The following is a 19,728-nucleotide window of genomic DNA, read 5'->3' on the forward strand; positions in this document are numbered from 1 at the left end:
TGCCCGAGAAAGGGTCCGAAGAGGGAACACATGCCCTACCGGAATCTCAGCCTGCGCAGACGCTGCGAGATGATTCTCGGTCACATGGATCTGACGCACCCGTTCTCCCTGGACACCCTGTGCGCCCGCATAGCCGACCGCAGAGGCCGTCCGATCCGTCTCCACCCGCTGCCCCGCGAGGCCGCCGAATCCGGCGTCTGCGGCCTGTGGGTGGGCACCGAGACCGTGGACTACGTCTTCTACGAGGCCCACACCACCCCCCTGCACCGCGAGCACATCGTGCTCCACGAGCTGGGTCACATCCTCTTCGGCCACCACTCCCTGGAGGGCGAGGAGATCGACGGCCAGGCCCCGGTGGTCCTCGGCCGCACCAACTACACCACCCGCCAGGAGCAGGAGGCGGAGATGCTCGCGAGCATGATCCGCATCCACACCTCGGGCACGGCCCACCCCCGGCCCGCCCCCGGCCCGCGCGGCGCCCTCGCCCGGCTGGAGTCCGCCATGGGGTACGAGCGGGGCCACCGCCATGGCAGCTGACCTCGCCGCCTTCGGCGACAGCCTGGCGGTCCCCAGCGTGGTGTGCCTGTGGGCCGCCGTCCTGCTGCGCGCCCCCGGCGCCCTGCGCTCCCCGCAGCAGCGCGGGCTCTGGCTCGCCGTCGCCACCGCGGCCGCCGCCATGACCCTGAACCTGCCCGACGTCGTCACGTACGCCATGAGCCGCGGCGCCTCGTACGCGCACACCATCGGCCTCGTCCGCAACCTGATCGGCGTCCTGTCGGCCGGCGCCGTGCTCTACTTCGTGGCCGCCGCCACCCGAGGGCGAAGGCTCCCGCTCGCCTCCTGGGTGGGCACCCTGGTCTGGCTGGGCGTGCTCGTCGCCCTGGACGCGGCCGCGCCGGCACACGGCACGCACACCATCCCCAACTCCGGCGCCCCCGTCCCCTCCTTGCCGTACTGGCTCGTGCTGATCTCCGCCCACCTGATCGCCAACACCATCTGCGTGTACGTGTGCTGGCGCTACAGCCTGCGCACCGAGAGCCGCGGACTGGCCGCCGGGCTGCGGTTGTTCGGCCTGGGCACCGGCCTGGCCTGGCTGTTCTGGTTCGCGTACCTGCTCAAGGCCCTGTTCGCCAGCACCTGGGCGGTGCCCGCCCTGCCGCTGCTGATGAACCTGCACGGACTGCTGCGCGCCGCCGCGATCCTCGTCCCCACCCTCTTCACCCTCCGCCACGCCCTCGCCGACACCGCCACCGCATGGCGGCTGTGGCCGCTGTGGCGGGACCTGGTCCAGGCCGTTCCGCACGTGGTCCTCTCCCGGCCCCGCGCCGGACGGGTGCTGGAGCTGATCTGGCCGCCCGTTCCGCGCAACCTGCTCGTCTACCGCAAGGTCATCGAGACCCGCGACGCGATCCTGATCCTGGGGGAGTACGTGGCCCCCGGAGTGCCCGAGCTCGCACGCGGCCACGTCGCGGGCAGCCGGATCCCCGAGCAGCGGCAGACGGCGGCCGCGCTGGCCTGCGTACTGAAGGAGGCCCGGCGGGCCAAGCTCGCCGGACTGCCCGGACAGCCGGCGCAGGCCCCCGCCCTGGAGCTCCCGGCCGCGATGCAGACCTCCGCGGAGGGCGGCGGCCTGAAGGACGAGGCCCGCTTCCTGGTGGACGTCGCCCAGGCCTACGCCTCACCCGAGACCTCCGCCTTCGCCCCCGGACCGGGCGCCACGTGAACCGGGCGAGCCGCACGAACCGGGTGCACCACCGGCACCCGTCCGCAACACCGAGGAAGTGACACCCCTTTGACCACCACCGTCCTGATCACCGGGGCCAGCGCCGGCCTCGGCGCCGCCTTCGCCCGCGGCTTCGCCGCCAAGGGCTGCGCCCTGGTCCTCGTCGCCCGGGACAAGGCCCGCCTGGAAGCCGTGGCCGCGGACCTCGCCCGGGACTTCGGGACCGTCAGCGAGGTACTGCCCGCCGACCTCCTCGACCCCGACGGCTGCGCGGCCGTCGCCGCCCGGCTCGCCGACACCGCACGGCCCGTCGACGTCCTGGTCAACAACGCCGGGTTCGGACTGCCCGCGCCCTACCCGTACAACCCCGTCGAGGACGAGGAGCGGATGCTCGACCTCCTGGTGAAGGTCCCCCTCCGCCTCACCCACGCCCTGCTGCCGGGGCTCCGGGAACGCCGCCGGGGCGCGGTGCTCAACGTCTCCTCCGTCGCGGGACTGCTGCCCACCGGCACCTACGGGGCGGCGAAGGCCTGGGTCACCGCCTTCAGCGAGTCCCTCCGGGTCGACATGGCACCGTACGGGGTCCGGGTGCTGGCGGTGGTGCCCGGCTTCACCCGCACCGAGTTCCAGCAGCGCGCCGGGTCCGACGTCAGCTCCCTGCGCGACGGCGTGTGGCTGGAGCCGGAGGCGGTGGTGGCCAAGGCCCTGCGCGACCTCGCGCTGCGCCGCCCGGTCAGCATCACGGGCCGCCGGTACCAGGCGTACGCCCTCGCGGTCCGCCACCTCCCGCGCACCTTCGTGGCCGGCCGGATGGCCCGCAAGCGCAGGGCCCCCGCGGACCGGACGGGCTGAGCCGGCCGGTTTGCGGGGCCGCCGCCGGGGAAGCCGCCGGACCGGGGGACAGAGGAGGTTGTGCCATGGACGAGCAAGGCGGCGCGGGCGGCGTCCCGCTCCACGACGACGACGGGCAGCAGCGGCGCAAGCCGCACGCGCGGCGGGGCACGGCCGGGGACCCGGGGCGGAAGTCACCCGGACCGGTCCGGCGCGAGGACACGGACGAGGCCAGCCGCCTCGACCGCCCCGGCACCCCGGACCCGGCGGACCCCCGCAAGCAGCGCGGCCACGCCCACGGCCACGGCTAGGCGGCCCCGACCGGACCGCACCGGGCGGACGGCCCGGGCCCCGAGACGTTCCAGGGGCCCGGGCCGCCGCGCTCAGAGCTCGGTGACCTTGCCGTCCGCGACCTCCAGGCGGCGGGTCACGTGCACCGCGTCCAGCATGCGGCGGTCGTGGGTGACCAGCAGCAGGGTGCCCTCGTAGGCCTCCAGAGCGGACTCCAGCTGCTCGATCGCCGGCAGGTCCAGGTGGTTCGTCGGTTCGTCCAGGACCAGCAGGTTCACCCCGCGGCCCTGGAGCAGCGCCAGCGCCGCCCGGGTGCGCTCGCCCGGGGAGAGGGTCGCCGCCGGGCGCAGCACGTGCGCCGCCTTCAGGCCGAACTTGGCCAGCAGCGTCCGCACGTCCGCCGGCTCGGTGTCCGGGACCGCCGCGCAGAAGGCCTCCAGCAGCGGCTCCTCGCCGAGGAACAGCCCGCGCGCCTGGTCGACCTCGCCGACCAGGACGCCCGAGCCGAGCGTGGCGGAGCCGGAGTCCGGGGCCAGCCGGCCCAGCAGGACCGCGAGGAGGGTGGACTTGCCGGCACCGTTGGCCCCGGTGATCGCCACCCGGTCCGCCCAGTCGATCTGCAGGCTGGCCGGCCCGAAGGTGAAGTCCCCGCGCTTGACGGCCGCTTCGCGCAGGGTGGCGACGACCGAACCGGAGCGCGGGGCCGCCGCGATCTCCATGCGCAGTTCCCACTCCTTGCGCGGCTCCTCGACCACCTCCAGCCGCTCGATCGCCCGCTGCGTCTGGCGTGCCTTCGCGGCCTGCTTCTCGCTGGACTCCCCGCGCAGCGCCCGGCCGATCTTGTCGTTGTCGGAGGACTTGCGGCGGGCGTTGCGCACGCCCTTGTCCATCCAGTTGCGCTGCATCTGCGCGCGGCCCTCGAGGGCGGCCTTCTTGTCGGCGTACTCCTCGAACTCCTCGCGGGCGTGGCTGCGGGCCCGCGCGCGCTCCTCCAGGTACGACTCGTAGCCGCCGCCGAAGAGCTTGATCTGCTGCTGCGCCAGGTCGAGTTCGAGGACCTTGGTGACGGTCCGCGTCAGGAACTCGCGGTCGTGGCTGATGACGACCGTGCCCGCGCGCAGCCCCGTCACGAACCGCTCCAGCCGCTCCAGACCGGCCAGGTCCAGGTCGTTGGTGGGCTCGTCGAGGAGGAACACGTCGTAGCGCGACAGCAGCAGCGACGCGAGGCCGGCGCGGGCCGCCTGGCCGCCGGACAGGGCCGTCATCGGCAGGTCCAGGCTCACCGCCAGGCCCAGCTCGTCCGCGGTCTCCTGGGCCCGCTCGTCCAGGTCGGCGCCGCCGAGGTCCAGCCAGCGGTCGAGGCTCTGCGCGTACGCGTCGTCGGCGCCCGGGGTGCCGTCCACCAGCCCCTGCGTGGCCTCGTCCAGCGCCGCCTGCGCGCCCGCGACGCCGGTCCGGCGGGCCAGGAACTCCCGTACGGTCTCGCCCTCCCGCCGCTCCGGCTCCTGCGGGAGGTGGCCGACCGCCGCACCGGGCGGGGAGAGCCGCAGCTCACCGGTCTCGGGGGTGTCCAGCCCGGCGAGCAGCCGCAGCAGGGTCGACTTCCCGGCGCCGTTGACGCCGACGAGGCCGATGACGTCGCCGGGCGCGACGACGAGGTCGAGGCCGGCGAAGAGCGTGCGCTCGCCGTGCGCGGCGGTGAGGTTCTTGGCGACGAGGGTTGCAGTCATGATGCCCCGATCCTATCGGCGCGCCGCGCGCCGCCGGCCTACCCGCCGGTCAGCCGCAGCCCGGCCCACAGGGCGGCCACCGCCGCCGCGAGGGCGGCGGGGGTGGTGAGCAGCCCGAGGCGGGTGAAGTCGCCGAGGCGGACGTCCTCGCCGTGCGCGTGCAGCATCCGCCGCCACAGCAGGGTGGCCAGCGAGCCCGCGTAGGTCAGGTTGGGGCCGATGTTCACCCCGATCAGCACGGCCAGCACCACGCCCGGCCCGCCCGGCGCGGCCAGCGGGAGCAGGACGAGGACCGCCGGGAGGTTGTTGATCAGGTTGGCGAGCACGGCGGCCACCCCCGCCACGGCCAGCAGCGCGGGCAGCGCGTCCCCGTCGGGCAGCAGCCACTCCAGCCCGTCGCCGAGCCCGTGGTCCACCACGGCCCGTACGACCACGCCCAGCGCGAGCACGAACACGCAGAACGCGGGCGCGGTGGAGGCCGCCAGCCGCCGCGGGGTGGTCTCGCGGCGCCACAGGGCCCGCACGCCCAGCACCACCGCACCGGCCAGCGCCGCCCAGGCCGGGCTCGCCCCCGCGAGCGAGGCCACCGCGAAACCCGCCAGGGTCAGCACCAGCACGGCCGTCGCGAACCGGGGCAGCGGCGCGGGCTCCGCCACCCCGGGCACGTGCTCGGGCGGGGCCGCCAGGTCGGCCCGGAAGTACCGGCGGAACACCGCGTACTCCACCGCGACGGCCACCGCCCAGGGCAGGGCCATCAGCACCGCGAACCGGGTGAAGGTCAGCCCGCTCGCGGCGAAGGCCAGCAGGTTCGTCAGATTGGACACGGGCAGCAGCAGCGAGGCCGAGTTCGCCAGGTGGGCGGTGGCGAACACGTGCGGGCGCGGCCGGGCGCCCAGCCGGGCGGACGTGGCCAGCACCACCGGCGTCAGCAGCACCACCGTGGCGTCCAGGCTGAGCACGGCCGTCACCGCCGCGGCCACCAGGAACACCCCGCCCAGCAGCCCCGCCGCCCCCCGCCCGGCCGCCCGCCGGGCCACCGCGGCCCCCGCCGCACGGAACAGCCCCTCGTCCGCGCACAGCTGGGCGAGGGCCAGGATCACCGCCAGGAACCCGACCACGGGCAGCAGCCCGCACAGCTGCTCCCAGGCGTCGGCCGGCGACACCACCCCCAGCGCGACGAGCAGCCCGGCCGCCGGCACGGCGGCCGCCGCCTCGGGCAGCCGGCGCGGGCGCACCACGGCGAACGCCAGGACGAGCAGCAGCAGGGCGCAGGACAGGGACTCGGCGAGGACGGTGTTCAGGGGGGCACTCCGGACAGGGCGGGAAGGACCGGCCAAGGAACGCACGGGCTCCGTGTCCGGATAGGTGGGACGCCCGTCATTGCGGCCATCGTGGACGGGTCACACCATGGAGCCATGCCACAGCGAGACGTGCTCGTCGTCCTCTACGACGGGGTCCAGAGCCTGGACGTGACCGGCCCCGTCGAGGTCTTCGACGGAGCCGGCCGCTGCCGCCCGGGCGACGGCGGGTACGCGGTCCGTACGGTCTCCCCCGGAGGCGGCCCGGTCCGCACCGGCAGCGGGCTGACCCTGGTCCCCGACGGGGACCTGGAGGACGCCCGCCCCGGGCCGGACACCACCCTGCTGGTGCCCGGCGGCCGCTACACGGGGGACTTCGACCCGAGGATCACCGACTGGCTGCGGGCCCACGGGGGCCGGGCGGGCCGGCTGGTGTCCGTCTGCACGGGCGGCCTGCTGCTGGCCGAGGCCGGGCTGCTGGACGGGCGGCGGGCGGCCACGCACTGGTCGGTGTGCGAGCGGATGGCACGGGACTACCCGCGGGTGACGGTGGAACCGGACCCCATCTACGTCCGGGACGGCCACGTGGCCACCTCGGCCGGGGTCACCGCCGGGATCGACCTCGCGCTGGCTCTGGTGGAGGAGGACCTGGGGCGGGACGTGGCCCTGCTGATCGCCCGGCACCTGGTGGTGTTCCTGCGCCGGCCCGGCAACCAGGCGCAGTTCAGCGCCCAGCTCGCGGCGCAGACCGCCCGGCGGGAGCCGCTGCGGGAGGTGCAGCACTGGATCAGCCAGCACCCGGGCGGCGACCTGAGCGTGGAGGCCCTGGCGGCCCGGGCCGCGCTGTCCCCGAGGCACTTCGCGCGGGCCTTCCAGGCCGAGACGGGGGTGACGCCGGGGCGGTACGTCGAGCGGGTGCGGGTGGAACACGCGCGGCGGATGCTGGAGGAGTCGGGGGAGGGGCTGGCCCGTATCTCCCGCGAGTGCGGCTACGGCACTCCGGAGGCGCTGCGCCGTGCCTTCGTCCGGACCCTCGGCCAGTCCCCGACCGAATACCGCCGCCGCTTCGGACCCCCGGCGGTGTAGGCGCCCGCAGGGGCTCCGGCCCCAGACCCCCGTACGTATCGCCCCCCAACGGCGGCGGGGCCACCCATGGCCCCGCCGGCGTTTGAGGCGCGGGGTCAGGGGCGCAGCCCCTGGGAACGGGCGAAGGGCGGGTGGGGGACCAGCCCCGACCAGTCCCGACCAGTCCCGACCAGCCCCGCGCAGCGGAAATCCGGGCTCGCGGGCCCGGCGCACCACGGGCAGCCCCGCCGGGGCGGCCGTCAACGTCACAGCAACCCCTCCGGAGGAGACGTGCAGATCGCCGTCCTGCTCTACGACCGCTTCACCGCCCTCGACGCCATCGGCCCCTACGAAACCCTCAGCCGCCTCGACGGCGCCGAGACCGTCTTCGTGGCGGAGCACAAGGGCCCCGTGCGGACCGACAACGGCGCGGCCGTCCTCGTCGCCGAGAAGTCGCTCGACGAGGTGCCGCGCCCCGACATCGTCATCGTCCCGGGCGGCCCGCACCCCGAGGTGGAGATGAAGAACCCCGCCGTCCTCGACTGGCTGCGCTCCGTGGACGCCACCTCCACCTGGACCACGTCCGTCTGCACCGGCTCGCTGCTCCTGGCCGCCGCCGGACTGCTCGACGGGCGGCGGGCGACCAGCCACTGGCTGTACCTCGACCAGCTCGCCCCCTTCGGGGCCGAGCCCACCGGCGAGCGGGTGGTCTTCGACGGGAAGTACGTCACCGCCGCCGGGGTCTCCTCCGGCCTGGACATGGGGCTCGGCCTGCTCGGCCGGATCGCGGGGGACACGTACGCCCAGACCGTGCAGCTGATGTGCGAGTACGACCCCCAGCCGCCCTACGACGCGGGCTCCCCGGCCAAGGCCCCGGCCGAGATCGTCGCCCGGCTGCGTTCCGCTAATCCCCTGACGGACCGGGGCGCCAGCTGAACGACGGGTCCCGGCGTTCCAGGAAGGCGGCGACACCCTCCGCGGTGTCGCCGCTCGCGGCCGCCTGGCCGCTCCAGTACGCGTCCCGGTCGGTGCGGCCGTCCGCGAACTCCTTCGCCGCGGCCTGCGTCAGCTGCGAGCGCGCGGTCAGAGTCCGGGTGAACTCCGCCACCCGCTTGTCCAGTTCGCCGGCCGGCAGCAGCTCGTTCAGGAACCCGGCCCGCAGCGCGGTCTCCGCCCCGATCAGCTCGGCCGAGAAGAGCAGGTACTTCGCCCACGCCGGGCCCACCACCGAGGCCAGCCGGCGGGTGGAGGACGCCGGGTAGACGATGCCCAGCTTCGCCGGGGTCACCCCGAAGCGGGCGCCCTCCTCCGCGAACCGCAGGTCGCAGGCCGCCGCCAGCTGGCTGCCGCCGCCCACGCAGAAGCCGCGGACCGCCGCGACCGTCGGCTTGGGGAACGCGGCCAGGGCCTCCTCCGCCGCGACCGCCAGGGCCGGCGGATCCTCGTCCCCGGTGAGGGAGGAGATGTCGGCGCCCGCACAGAAGGTCGGACCGGCCCCGGTCAGCACCAGGACCCGTACGGCCGGGTCGGCGGCCAGCCCCGGCAGCAGCTCCGGCAGCGCCCGCCACATGGCGGCCGTCATGGCGTTCCGCTTCGCGGGGTGGGAGATGGTGACCGTGGCCACCCCGTCGGCGACCGTGTGGCGGAGGGCTGCTTCCCGGGCGGCGTCCATGGCTGCGTCCATGCGCCGGATGCTATCCGGGGGTGACGATCCTATGATCAAGGGGACTCCGTCCCCCGGGGGGTGCAGGAGGTGGCATGCCCATGAGCGCCGACCGAAGGGCCGAGCGGAAGCAGCCGCAGCAGCAGGAGAAGAAGAAGCTCAACCGCAGCTTCGGGCTGCTGGCGCTCCTCGGGGTGGTCCTGGTGCTGGCCGGGCTGGTGGGCCTGGTCTACGCCGGGGTGGCGACCCTGACCTCGATGTTCCTCTTCGGCTGGCTGCTGCTGATCGGCGGCCTGGTCGGCCTCGCCCAGGCGGTCCAGTCCCGCAAGAGCAACTACTTCTGGCTGGCCGTCATCGTCGCCGCGGTCAACCTCGCCGCCGGGTTCGTGATCCTGCGGCGCCCCGAGGCGGGCGCCGAGGCGCTGACCATGTTCGCCGCGCTGCTCTTCCTCACCGGCGGCGTGTTCCGCCTCGCGGGCTCCCTGGTGGTGCGCGGGCCCAACTTCGGGCTGTCCCTGATCCAGGGCGCCTTCGGGATCCTGCTCGGCATCCTGATCCTCTGGGAGTGGCCCGGCAGCAGCCTGTACGTGATCGGGACCTTCTTCTCCCTGGCCCTGCTGTTCGACGGGCTGAGCCTGGTGGCGGTGGGGATGGGCGCCCGGCGGATCCTGGGTCTGGTCAGGGAAGACGCGGGGAACGGACAGGACACGGCAGACGCTGCCAAGCGGAGCGTGGCGGATCAGGAACAGTCCAACAACTGACTCCGTCATACGCCGGCGGTCAGAATGTGTGCGATTGCTGCTGACTTCTGGTCAGCGGAGCGGTCCGGACCAGGCGGCTCGCCACTCTTGACGCGTGGAGACGATCGAGCGTGAAGACGGGGGCCGGAAGATGGACGACAGCGGGAGCATCCCGCAGGCCAGGGGAGGTGAGCCGGCCGCTCCGGCCGACCCCCTCATGTACGAGGGAGTGTGGCGCTTCACCGCGCCGGCGGTAGAAGAATCCGTTCCGCAGGCGCGCCGGGCGGTCCGCGACCTGCTCGGCCGCCAGGGGGTGCCGGCCTCGCAGGACCTGGTGTACTCCCTGCTGCTGATCGTCTCCGAGCTGGTGACGAACTCGGTCCGGCACGCCGCCCTGCTCTCCCCCGAGGTGGCCGTCGAGGTGGCCGTGGGCCCGGACTGGGTCCGGGTGGCCGTCGAGGACGACCACCCATACCGGCCCAAGGCGCTGGAAGCCGACTTCGGCCAGACCGGCGGCCGGGGCCTGCTGCTGGTCAGGGAGGTCACCCTGGAGGCCGGCGGGGTGTGCGACGTCGAGCACACCTCCACCGGCGGCAAGGTGATCTGGGCCGCACTGCCGCTCAAGGCCCCGGCCCGGCCCGTGTGAGACCCCGGCCCGCCGACGGGCCCGCACCGCACCCGAACGGCGCAGCGGCTACCAGCCGGCCGCGTCGCCGGTCAGCTCGCGGATCGCGGGACGCGCGGCGTCGAGCACCGTCATGAACCAGGCCGAGAAGGGCGCCTCCGCATGCCGCTTCGCCAGCTCCTCGGCCGTGACGAAGGCGGTGTCCCCGACCTCTTCCGGATCCGGGGCCGGCGACGCCTGGGCGAGTCCCACGAACAGGTGGTTGTACTCCTGCTCGACCAGCCCGGACGCGGGGTCCGGGTGGTTGTAGCGCACCGTCCCCGCCTGCGCGAGCAGCGAGGGCGAGAGCCCCAGCTCCTCGTGGGTGCGCCGGGCGGCCGCCGCGAACGGGGACTCGCCGGGGTAGGGGTGACCGCAACACGTGTTCGACCAGACGCCGGGGGAGTGGTACTTCCCGAGGGCGCGCTGCTGGATCAGCAGCCGGCCCTGCTCGTCGAAGAGGAACACGGAGAACGCCCGGTGCAGCAGACCGGGGGCCTGATGGGCGGAGAGCTTCTCCGCCGTGCCGATGGTGTTGCCGGACTCGTCGACCAGTTCGAGCATGATCGATTCTTGAGCGCCGGTGCCGGCGGACGCGCTGTTGTTGGCGTCAGTGGCTGATGTGGTCGGCATACCCATCCTTCGCTTCGGACTTCGGTCTTCAGTCTGCCGTACAAAAGGGGCTTGTCCCCACTTCGGCCATCCGCGCATGTCCAGCCCTCGCCGCGTGGTAAGCGGCGGGGGCCGGACGGCCCGTCAGGGCCTCAGAGGCCGAAGGGGGCCGGATACCCGATCGTGCCCGCGGGCACCGGAACGGAATCGTCCAGCACCAGCGCCATCATGGCCCCGTCCGGCACCTCGAAAGGAGCCCGGATCCCGTAGCGCGACGCCGGGACGAACCCGAAGCGCGGGTAGTACGACGGATGCCCCAGGACCAGCACCAACGCCTCCCCCCGCGCCGCGGCGGCCGCGAGCAGCGCCCGTACCACCGCACTGCCGGCGCCCGAGCGCTGGAGCGCGGGAACGGCCGCCACCGGAGCGAGCGCGAGCGCCGGCGCGCCGTCCACCTCGCAGCGGGTCAGCAGGGCGTGCGCCGCCACCGACCCCTCCGGGCCCTCGGCCACGTACGACAGCCCCGGCAGCCAGGAACCGTCGGCGCGCAGCGCGTCCACGAGATCGGCCTCCAACGGGGTCTCGAAGGCCGCCAGGTTGACGCCACGCACCGCCGCCGCGTCGGCCGCGGTCTCGGGCCGGGTCCGCCAGCGGCCCCCGTCCGGGGCGGGGTCCCCGGCGGTCACCGGGGCCAGCACCCAGCCCCGGTAGCCGTACTCGTGTCCGTGCCGCTCCCGTACGGCGAGCTCCTCGCGCACGGCGGCCAGCGCGGCGGACTGCGCCGGGGTGGCGGCGGTGAAGGCGGCGGCGCGCTCGCCGAGCGGCCCGTAGTACCCGGCCCAGTCGGAGTCCGGCTGGAGGACGTCGCCCAGCAGCCGGTAGCCGGCCGCCTGGACGGCCGCGGTGTTGCGGGCGGTGGAGCGCAGCGGGTACTGGGGGTCCCAGAAGGCCCGGGCCCCGGCCGAGGGCTCCTCGGCGGTCCACTCGCACTCGCTGAGCACGAGCCGGCCGCCGGGGGCGAGGAGCCGCTTCCATGCGGCGAGCGCCCGGTCGAAACCGAGGACGAACGCGGAGCCCTCCGCCCACACGAGGTCGAAGGAGCCGTCCTCGAAGGGGAGCGCCCCCATGTCGGCGCGCACCGCGCGGACCCGTCCGCCGAGGCCCCGGGCCGAGGCGGCGGAGCGCAGCTCGTCCAGGAACGGCTCGTACAGGTCGACGGCGGTCACCTCGGCGCGGCCCGCCCCGCCCGCCTCGGCGGCGAGCAGCAGGGCGCTGCGGCCCGGACCGCAGCCGATGTCGAGGACGCGCGGCCGCTCGGGCAGCGGTCCGCACAGGGACAGCAGGTGCCGGGTGGTGGTGTCGGAACCGGGGGACTGCCGGGGCAGCCCGCGGTGCAGCTCCATGAACGCCGCGAAGACCTCGCCGGCGGAGCTGTCGTGGTCGGTGGTGCTGGTGGTGTCGGTCAACGTGAACCCTTGAACGGGGGCTCCGGCCGACGGGGCCTGTCGCTGGTAAGGGAAGGATCAGGCCCGGCCGGACGCCCGGGAAGACGGGGAGACGTACCGGAGTTCGCTGCGCACGGCAGCGATCGCTGCGACGGTCATCAGTCCACCTCTTCCACGTTCTCTTCCAGGTTCCGGAGCGGCGTCCACCCTAACATCCGCCCGCAAAGCGGACGGATGGGGGCCGAACGGCTGATGAATGCCGTCTTCCATTCATCCGATAGCCTCTGCCGACAGCCGCAGCCGCCGCGCCGCCGCGCTTTCTGTAAGCCGCCCACGGGGCGCCCGCCCGGAATGTTCGTTGCAAGGAGTGAGTCCGTCTGTCGACCGTCATCCTCACCGGCCTGCCGGTTCCCGGATCACCGCTTGAAGACGAGCTCCGTTCGCTCGGGTTCGACGTCCGCCCGGTCCCCGCTCCCGAAGACGCCCCCGAGGCGCTGGCCGGCGTGCCCGCCGGGCAGCGGGTGGCCGTCGTCGACAGCGGCTTCGTCGGGCACCCGCACGCCCTGCGCCTGGCGCTGACCGACCCGCGCTTCGAGGCCTGCGCCGTGACCGGCGCCTTCGCCGTGCAGCCCGGCGCCCGGGCCGCCCTGGAGCGGGCCGCGGCCCTCGCCCCGGACGGCGAGGGCCCTTACGCGGACCGGCTCGCCGCGGCCGTCGAGGCCTCCGGGACCCCCGTCCAGCGGCCCGAGCTCGGCACGCTGGTCGCCGCCGTGCCCGCCGGAGAGGCGGAGCGCGCCGAGGCCCTGGCCGCCGTCGCGGCCGTGGACGACGAGGCGGTACGGCTGCGCAGCGCGGTGAAGGCCCGGGACGGGTTCTTCACCACCTTCTTCATCAGCCCGTACTCGCGCTACATCGCCCGCTGGTGCGCGCGCCGCGGCCTGACCCCGAACCAGGTCACCACCGCCTCCCTGCTCACCGCGCTGCTCGCGGCGGGCTGCGCCGCGACCGGCGAGCGCTGGGGCTACGTCACCGCGGGCGTGCTCCTGCTCGTCTCCTTCGTCCTGGACTGCACCGACGGGCAGCTCGCCCGCTACTCGCTGCAGTACTCGACGATGGGCGCCTGGCTGGACGCGACCTTCGACCGGGTGAAGGAGTACGCCTTCTACGCGGGCCTCGCGCTCGGCGCGGCCCGGGACGGCGACGACGTGTGGGCGCTCGCGCTCGGCTCGATGGTCCTGATGACCTGCCGGCACGTGGTCGACTTCTCCTTCAACGAGGCCAACCACGACGCCACGGCGAACACGAGCCCCACCGCGGCCCTCTCCGGCCGGCTCGACAGCGTCGGCTGGACCGTCTGGGTCCGGCGGATGATCATCCTGCCGATCGGCGAGCGCTGGGCGATGATCGCGGTCCTGACCGCCGTCACCAGCCCCCGGATCGTCTTCTACGCCCTGCTGGCCGGCTGCGCCTTCGGCGCGCTCTACACCACCGCCGGACGCGTCCTGCGCTCCGTGACCCGCAAGGCGAAGAGGACCGACCGGGCCGCACGGGCGCTGGCCGACCTCGCGGACTCGGGCGTGCTCGCCTGGGCCGGCGCCCCGCGCCCGGGCAAGCGGGCCTCGGCCGCCGCCCTGCCGATGGCCGCCGGGGCGGCCGTGGTGATGGCCGGCGGGGCCCTGGTCCGCGACTTCGGCTCGACCTCGCTGATCGCGACGGCGGGGCTCTACGTCCTCCTCTCGGGGGCTGCGGTCTCCACGCCGCTCAAGGGCCCCCTCGACTGGCTGATCCCGCCGCTGTTCCGCTTCGGCGAGTACGTCACCGTCCTCGTCCTCGCCGTCAAGGCGGACGTCCCCGGGGCCGTTCCGGCCGCATTCGGACTGGTCGCGGCGGTCGCCTACCATCACTACGACACGGTCTACCGCATCCGCGGTGGCTCGGACGCCCCCCCGCCCTGGCTGGTGCGGACGACGGGCGGTCACGAGGGCAGGGTCCTGCTGGCCACGGTCCTGGCCGCCGTCCTCGCCCGTGACGCGTTCCCCGTCGCGCTCACGGCCATGGCCGTGTTCGTGGCCGTGGTGGTGCTCGCGGAGAGCATCCGTTTCTGGGTCTCCGCCGGAGCACCCGCCGTACACGACGAAGGAGAACCCGCATGATCGGCCTTGTCCTCGCTGCCGGTGCCGGACGCCGTCTGCGTCCCTACACCGACACCCTGCCCAAGGCCCTCGTGCCCGTCGGCCCCGAGGGCCGGGAGGACAGCCTCACCGTCCTCGACCTGACCCTGGGCAACTTCGCCGAGGTCGGCCTGACCGAGGTCGCGATCGTCGTCGGCTACCGCAAGGAGGCCGTCTACGAGCGCCGGGAGGCGCTGGAGGCCAAGTACGGGGTCAAGATCACCCTGATCGACAACGACAAGGCCGAGGAGTGGAACAACGCCTACTCCCTGTGGTGCGCGCGTGACGTCCTGAAGCAGGGCGTGATCCTCGCCAACGGCGACACCGTCCACCCGGTCTCCGTGGAGAAGACCCTCCTCGCCGCCCGCGGCAACGGCCAGAAGATCATCCTCGCCCTCGACACGGTCAAGAACCTGGCCGACGAGGAGATGAAGGTCGTCACCGCCGACGGCCAGGGCGTGCGGAAGATCACCAAGCTGATGGACCCGGCCGACGCGACCGGCGAGTACATCGGCGTCACCCTCATCGAGCCCGAGGCCGCCGAGCAGCTGGCCGAGGCCCTGAAGACCACCTTCGAGCGCGACCCCGACCTCTACTACGAGGATGGCTACCAGCAGCTCGTCAACGACGGCTTCACCATCGACGTGGCCCCGATCGGCGACGTGAAGTGGGTCGAGATCGACAACCACGACGACCTCGCCAAGGGCCGGACGATCGCATGCCAGTACTGACGCGGCTGATCCCCTCGCCGGTCGTCGTCGACATCAGCCGCGGGGCGATGGACAAGCTGGACGGCATCCTCGCCGACCAGCGGATCTCCGCGTCCGGCCGGCTCGCGATCGCGATCAGCGGGGGCTCCGGGCAGGCGCTGCGCGCCCGTCTGGAGCAGGCCCTGCCGCACGCCGACTGGTACCCGGTCGTCGACGGCACCATCGACTCGGCGGTCAAGCTCGCCGACGACATAAAGGGCCGCCGCTACGACGCCGTCGTGGGCCTGGGCGGCGGCAAGATCATCGACGTGGCGAAGTACGCCGCGGCGCGGGTCGGGCTGCCCATGGTGGCCATCGCCACCAACCTCTCCCACGACGGCATCTGCTCCCCGGTGTCCATCCTGGACAACGACAACGGCCGGGGTTCCTACGGGGTGCCCACGCCGATCGCCATGGTCATCGACCTCGACGTGATCCGCGAGGCGCCCACGCGCTTCGTGCGCGCCGGGATCGGCGACGTGATCTCCAACATCTCGGCCATCGCCGACTGGGAGCTCTCGCACCGGATCACCGGCGAGGCCGTGGACGGCCTGGCCGCCGCCATGGCCCGCACGGCGGGCGAGTCCGTGCTGCGCCACCCCGGTGGCTGCGGCGACGACGAGTTCCTCACCGTGCTCTCCGAGGCCCTCGTGCTCTCCGGCATCGCCATGTCGATCAGCGGCGACAGCCGCCCCTCGTCCGGCGCCTGCCACGAGATCAGCCACGCCTTCGACCTGCTCCACCCCGGACGCTCCGCGCTCCACGGCGAGCAGGTCGGCATCGGCGCCGCCTTCGCCATGCACCTGCGCGGCGCCCGCGAGCAGTCCGGGCTCTTCGCCGAGGTGCTGCGCCGCCACGGCCTGCCCGTGCTGCCCGAGGAGATCGGCTTCAGCGCCGACGAGTTCGTCGCGGCCGTGGAGTACGCCCCCCAGACCCGCCCGGGACGGTTCACCATCCTGGAGCACCTCAACCTGTCCGCAGCCGAGATCAGGGACGCTTACGCCGACTATGCCCAGACCATCCGTAGCTGAACTGCGCCCCGTCGTTCACCCGGCGGGCGTCAAGGACCGGCGCAGTGGCGAGCACTGGGGCGGCCGCCTCTACATGCGCGAGATCTCCCTGCGCATCACCCGCCTCCTGGTCACCACCAAGGTCACGCCCAACCAGCTGACCTACGTGATGACCCTCGCCGGCGTCCTCGCCGCCCCGGCCCTGCTGGTGCCGGGCGTGTGGGGCGCCGTCCTCGGCGTGGTCGCCGTCCAGCTCTACCTGCTGCTCGACTGCGTCGACGGCGAGGTCGCCCGCTGGAAGAAGCAGTTCTCGCTCTCCGGCGTCTACCTGGACCGCGTCGGCGCCTACCTGTGCGACGCCGCGGTCCTCGTGGGCTTCGGGCTGCGCGCGGCCGACCTGTGGGGCGGCGGCCGGATCGACTGGCTGTGGGCCTTCCTGGGCACCCTCGCGGCCCTCGGCGCGATCCTGATCAAGGCCGAGACCGACCTGGTCGGCGTCGCCCGTCACCAGGCGGGCAAGCCCGTGGTCCAGGAGTCCGCCGCCGAGCCGCGCTCCTCCGGCATGGCCCTGGCCCGCCGGGCCGCCGCCGCGCTGAAGTTCCACCGCCTGGTCCTCGGGATCGAGGCCTCGCTGCTCATCCTGGTGCTGGCGGTCCTCGACCAGGTCCGCGGCGACCTGTTCTTCTCCCGCCTCGGTGTCGCCGTCCTGGCCGGCATCGCGCTGGTGCAGACGGTGCTGCACCTGGTGTCCATCCTCGTGTCGAGCAGGCTGCGGTGACCGCCCCGCTGCGCGTCGGTGCGGTGATCATCACCATGGGCAACCGCCCCGACGAGCTCAAGGCGCTCCTGGACTCGGTGGCCCGCCAGGACGGCGACCCCGTCGAGGTGGTCGTCGTCGGCCAGGGCGTCGAGGTCACGGGCCTGCCCGAAGGCGTGCGCACCGTGCACCTCCCCGAGAACCTGGGCATCCCCGGCGGCCGCAACGTCGGCATCGAGGCCTTCGGCCCCGGCGGCCGCGACGTGGACGTGCTGCTCTTCCTCGACGACGACGGCCTCCTGGAGCGCACCGACACCGCCGAGCTGTGCCGGCAGGCCTTCACCGAGGACCCCGAGCTGGGCATCGTCAGCTTCCGGATCGCCGACCCGGACACCGGTGCGACCCAGCGCCGCCACGTGCCCCGGCTGCGCGCCTCCGACCCGATGCGCTCCTCCCGCGTGACCACCTTCCTGGGCGGCGCCAACGCCGTCCGCACGAAGGTCTTCGAGCAGGTGGGAGCGCTGCCGGCCGAGTTCTTCTACGCCCACGAGGAGACCGACCTGGCCTGGCGGGCCCTCGACGCCGGGTGGCTGATCGACTACCGCGCGGACATGGTGCTGCTGCACCCGACGACCGCACCCTCCCGGCACGCGGTCTACCACCGTATGGTGGCGCGCAACCGGGTGTGGCTCGCCCGCCGCAACCTGCCCGCCCCGCTGGTGCCGGTCTACCTGGGGGTCTGGCTGGCGCTGACGCTCGTGCGCAGGCCCTCGGCGCCGGCGCTCAAGGCCTGGTTCGGCGGGTTCAAGGAGGGCTGGACCACCCCCTGCGGTCCCCGGCGCCCCATGAGGTGGCGTACCGTGTGGCGGCTGACGCGACTGGGCCGACCGCCTGTCATCTGAGAAGCTCGCGTCTGGGACCATAAGCCCCGATCACGAAGCCCGATCACGGGTCCGGCGCTCCAGGCCCGATGCCCCACCTGCGCATCTTGAAGACGGAAAGTTTCAACTTGTGAGTGACACAACCCACGACGGCGCCCTCGCCACGAGCAAGCCGCCGTCCGACGACGCGGGGCTCAGCCCCGCGGAGCTCGCCAGGAAGTACGGCTTGTCCGTCAGCGGCGCGCGGCCCAGCCTGGGCGGATACGTGCGGCAGCTCTGGGGTCGGCGCCACTTCATCATGGCCTTCTCCCAGGCCAAGCTGGTGGCGCAGTACAGCCAGGCGAAGCTCGGGCAGATCTGGCAGGTGGCGACCCCCCTGCTGAACGCGCTCGTCTACTACCTGATCTTCGGCCTCATCATGAACGCGGGCCGGGGCATGCCGAAGGGCGTCTACATCCCCTTCCTGGTGACGGGCATCTTCGTCTTCACCTTCACCCAGAGCTCGCTGATGGCCGGCGTCCGGGCCATCCCCGGCAACCTCGGCCTGGTCCGCGCCCTGCACTTCCCGCGCGCCTCCCTGCCGATCTCCTTCTCGATGCAGCAGCTCCAGCAGCTGCTGTACTCGATGATCGTCGTGGTGATCGTCACGGTGGCGTTCGGCAACTACCCGCGGCTGTCCTGGCTGCTGGTCATCCCGACGCTGGCGCTCCAGTTCGTCTTCAACACCGGCCTCGCGCTGATCTTCGGGCGGATGGGCTCGAAGACCCCCGACCTCGCGCAGCTGATGCCGTTCATCACGCGCACGTGGATGTACGCCTCGGGCGTCATGTTCTCGATCAGCGGGGCCCTCAAGGGCCGGCACGTGCCCGGGTGGGTCACCGACGCCCTCCAGTGGAACCCGGCGGCCATCTACATGGACCTCATCCGGTACGCGCTGATCCACGACTACGGCGCGCGCAACCTGCCGCCGCACGTGTGGGCCTTCGCCGTCGGCTGGGCCGTCGTGATCGGCCTCGGCGGTTTCGTGTACTTCTGGAAGGCTGAGGAGCGTTACGGCCGTGGCTGACAACACCCAGGGCCGCGTGCCCACCGTCATCGCCGACGAGGTACACATCGTGTACCGCGTCAACACCGGCAGCTCCGGCAAGGGCAGCGCCACCGCCGCGCTCAGCAAGATAATGCGCCGCGGCAAGGGCGACGCCCCGGGCGTCCGCCGGGTCCACGCCGTCCGCGGGGTCTCCTTCACCGCCTACCGGGGCGAGGCCATCGGCCTCATCGGCTCCAACGGCTCCGGCAAGTCCACCCTGCTGCGCGCCATCGCCGGCCTGCTGCCCTGCGAGTCCGGCAAGGTCTACACCGACGGCCAGCCCTCGCTGCTGGGCGTCAACGCCGCGCTGATGAACGACCTCACCGGCGAGCGCAACGTCGTCCTCGGCGGTCTCGCGATGGGCATGAGCCGCGAGCAGGTCAAGGAGCGCTACCAGGACATCGTCGACTTCTCCGGGATCAACGAGAAGGGCGACTTCATCTCCCTGCCGATGCGCACCTACTCCTCCGGCATGGCCGCGCGCCTGCGGTTCTCCATCGCCGCGGCCAAGGACCACGACGTCCTGATGATCGACGAGGCGCTCGCCACCGGCGACCGCAAGTTCCAGGTCCGCTCCGAGGCGCGCATCCGCGAGCTGCGGGAGAAGGCGGGCACGGTCTTCCTGGTGAGCCACAACAACAACTCCATCCGCGACACCTGCAGCCGGGTGCTGTGGCTGGAGAAGGGCGAGCTCCTGATGGACGGCCCCACCGAAGAGGTCGTCGCGGCGTACGAGAAGGCCAGCGGCCACTGACCCGCCGCCCCTCGCAGACAGGCCCCCGCCGCTCCGCGCGCCGGGGGCCTGGGCATGTGGCCGACATTCCGGGCGTGGTGGCCACCCGATAGTCCTGCGTGGTGTTGTACGGCGTAAGCTGTACCAGTTCTGAATCGCGCCAAGAGGGGACGATTCCCCGCAGCGGGTTCCCCCGGGACACTCCCGGATACTCCCCGGTAAACTCCGCGGCGTGTCCGAAATGGGATGACTTGGGTCGGCAGTGTAGAACGGGAGAC

General features: G+C 73.4%; 20 protein-coding genes. 15 read left to right on the forward strand and 5 right to left on the reverse strand.

The genetic code is table 11. The annotated features are described in order from the left end of the window. Positions 1-84: 84 nt before the first annotated feature. From B4U46_RS29145 to B4U46_RS29160, 4 genes are all read left to right on the forward strand, one after another. Positions 85-537 (forward strand): ImmA/IrrE family metallo-endopeptidase, encoded by a 453-nt coding sequence (locus tag B4U46_RS29145; protein ID WP_237293159.1) that lies wholly within the window; start codon positions 85-87, stop codon positions 535-537. Further along, the gene (locus tag B4U46_RS29150; RefSeq protein WP_079430621.1) at positions 527-1,723 is read left to right on the forward strand and encodes an MAB_1171c family putative transporter; all 1,197 of its coding nucleotides are present in this window, start codon (positions 527-529) and stop codon (positions 1,721-1,723) included. The genes B4U46_RS29145 and B4U46_RS29150 overlap by 11 nt, the downstream gene beginning before the upstream one ends. 69 nt (positions 1,724-1,792) lie before the next feature. After that, positions 1,793-2,575 (forward strand): SDR family NAD(P)-dependent oxidoreductase, encoded by a 783-nt coding sequence (locus B4U46_RS29155; protein ID WP_079430622.1) that lies wholly within the window; start codon positions 1,793-1,795, stop codon positions 2,573-2,575. Between the two features lie 65 nt (positions 2,576-2,640). Next, positions 2,641-2,865 carry a hypothetical protein gene (locus B4U46_RS29160; RefSeq protein ID WP_100862462.1) on the forward strand — a complete coding sequence of 75 codons (225 nt, stop codon included), beginning with the start codon at positions 2,641-2,643 and terminating at the stop codon, positions 2,863-2,865. Between the two features lie 72 nt (positions 2,866-2,937). Here B4U46_RS29160 and B4U46_RS29165 read toward each other — a convergent pair whose 3' ends face one another. Next, a complete protein-coding gene (locus tag B4U46_RS29165) occupies positions 2,938-4,575 on the reverse strand; it encodes an ABC-F family ATP-binding cassette domain-containing protein (RefSeq protein WP_079430624.1) in 1,638 nt (545 codons plus the stop codon). 38 nt (positions 4,576-4,613) lie between these two features. Continuing rightward, a complete protein-coding gene (locus B4U46_RS29170; protein WP_079432057.1) occupies positions 4,614-5,876 on the reverse strand; it encodes an SLC13 family permease in 1,263 nt (420 codons plus the stop codon). Positions 5,877-5,990: 114 nt separating this feature from the next. On the opposite strand from B4U46_RS29170, the gene B4U46_RS29175 reads away from it, so the two are divergent. Continuing rightward, positions 5,991-6,959 (forward strand): GlxA family transcriptional regulator, encoded by a 969-nt coding sequence (locus B4U46_RS29175; protein WP_079430625.1) that lies wholly within the window; start codon positions 5,991-5,993, stop codon positions 6,957-6,959. Between the two features lie 270 nt (positions 6,960-7,229). Next, positions 7,230-7,874: a DJ-1/PfpI family protein gene (locus B4U46_RS29180; protein ID WP_079430626.1), complete on the forward strand. Its 645-nt coding sequence runs from the start codon at positions 7,230-7,232 to the stop codon at positions 7,872-7,874. On the opposite strand, the gene B4U46_RS29185 is transcribed toward B4U46_RS29180, so the two are convergent. Beyond that, on the reverse strand, positions 7,843-8,622 hold the full coding sequence (locus tag B4U46_RS29185) for an enoyl-CoA hydratase/isomerase family protein (RefSeq protein WP_237293160.1): 780 nt from the start codon (positions 8,620-8,622) through the stop codon (positions 7,843-7,845). The genes B4U46_RS29180 and B4U46_RS29185 overlap by 32 nt on opposite strands. Positions 8,623-8,702: 80 nt before the next feature. Here B4U46_RS29185 and B4U46_RS29190 point away from each other — a divergent pair, with 80 nt between their 5' ends. Together B4U46_RS29190 and B4U46_RS29195 are read left to right on the forward strand one after the other, a co-directional pair. After that, positions 8,703-9,362: an HdeD family acid-resistance protein gene (locus B4U46_RS29190; RefSeq protein ID WP_079430628.1), complete on the forward strand. Its 660-nt coding sequence runs from the start codon at positions 8,703-8,705 to the stop codon at positions 9,360-9,362. 94 nt (positions 9,363-9,456) lie between these two features. After that, positions 9,457-9,987 carry an ATP-binding protein gene (locus tag B4U46_RS29195; protein WP_079430629.1) on the forward strand — a complete coding sequence of 177 codons (531 nt, stop codon included), beginning with the start codon at positions 9,457-9,459 and terminating at the stop codon, positions 9,985-9,987. Between the two features lie 48 nt (positions 9,988-10,035). On the opposite strand, the gene idi is transcribed toward B4U46_RS29195, so the two are convergent. Continuing rightward, positions 10,036-10,638 (reverse strand): isopentenyl-diphosphate Delta-isomerase, encoded by a 603-nt coding sequence (gene idi, locus B4U46_RS29200; RefSeq protein ID WP_079430630.1) that lies wholly within the window; start codon positions 10,636-10,638, stop codon positions 10,036-10,038. Positions 10,639-10,769: 131 nt separating this feature from the next. Beyond that, positions 10,770-12,020 (reverse strand): bifunctional class I SAM-dependent methyltransferase/N-acetyltransferase, encoded by a 1,251-nt coding sequence (locus B4U46_RS29205; RefSeq protein WP_079432058.1) that lies wholly within the window; start codon positions 12,018-12,020, stop codon positions 10,770-10,772. 419 nt (positions 12,021-12,439) lie between these two features. On the opposite strand from B4U46_RS29205, the gene B4U46_RS29210 reads away from it, so the two are divergent. The 7 genes from B4U46_RS29210 (at position 12,440) to B4U46_RS29240 (ending at position 19,471) form a co-directional block, all read left to right on the forward strand. Continuing rightward, positions 12,440-14,215 (forward strand): DUF5941 domain-containing protein, encoded by a 1,776-nt coding sequence (locus tag B4U46_RS29210; RefSeq protein WP_079430631.1) that lies wholly within the window; start codon positions 12,440-12,442, stop codon positions 14,213-14,215. Then, entirely contained in the window at positions 14,212-14,964 is a 753-nt protein-coding gene (locus tag B4U46_RS29215; protein WP_079430632.1) for a sugar phosphate nucleotidyltransferase, read from the forward strand. The genes B4U46_RS29210 and B4U46_RS29215 overlap by 4 nt, the downstream gene beginning before the upstream one ends. After that, complete coding sequence (locus tag B4U46_RS29220; protein ID WP_079430633.1) at positions 14,952-16,013, forward strand: iron-containing alcohol dehydrogenase family protein; 1,062 nt, start codon at positions 14,952-14,954, stop codon at positions 16,011-16,013. Before B4U46_RS29215 ends, B4U46_RS29220 begins: the two co-directional genes overlap by 13 nt. After that, on the forward strand, positions 15,991-16,770 hold the full coding sequence (locus B4U46_RS29225; RefSeq protein ID WP_079430634.1) for a CDP-alcohol phosphatidyltransferase family protein: 780 nt from the start codon (positions 15,991-15,993) through the stop codon (positions 16,768-16,770). Before B4U46_RS29220 ends, B4U46_RS29225 begins: the two co-directional genes overlap by 23 nt. An 8-nt stretch (positions 16,771-16,778) precedes the next feature. Beyond that, on the forward strand, positions 16,779-17,651 hold the full coding sequence (locus B4U46_RS29230; RefSeq protein ID WP_079432059.1) for a glycosyltransferase family 2 protein: 873 nt from the start codon (positions 16,779-16,781) through the stop codon (positions 17,649-17,651). A gap of 109 nt (positions 17,652-17,760) precedes the next feature. Continuing rightward, positions 17,761-18,696: an ABC transporter permease gene (locus tag B4U46_RS29235; protein WP_079430635.1), complete on the forward strand. Its 936-nt coding sequence runs from the start codon at positions 17,761-17,763 to the stop codon at positions 18,694-18,696. Then, positions 18,689-19,471, forward strand: coding sequence for an ABC transporter ATP-binding protein (locus tag B4U46_RS29240; RefSeq protein WP_079430636.1), 783 nt, complete (start codon positions 18,689-18,691; stop codon positions 19,469-19,471). The genes B4U46_RS29235 and B4U46_RS29240 overlap by 8 nt, the downstream gene beginning before the upstream one ends. The last annotated feature ends 257 nt before the right edge of the window (positions 19,472-19,728 follow it).

This window comes from Streptomyces katrae (genome assembly GCF_002028425.1).
GTDB lineage: Bacteria > Actinomycetota > Actinomycetes > Streptomycetales > Streptomycetaceae > Streptomyces > Streptomyces katrae_A.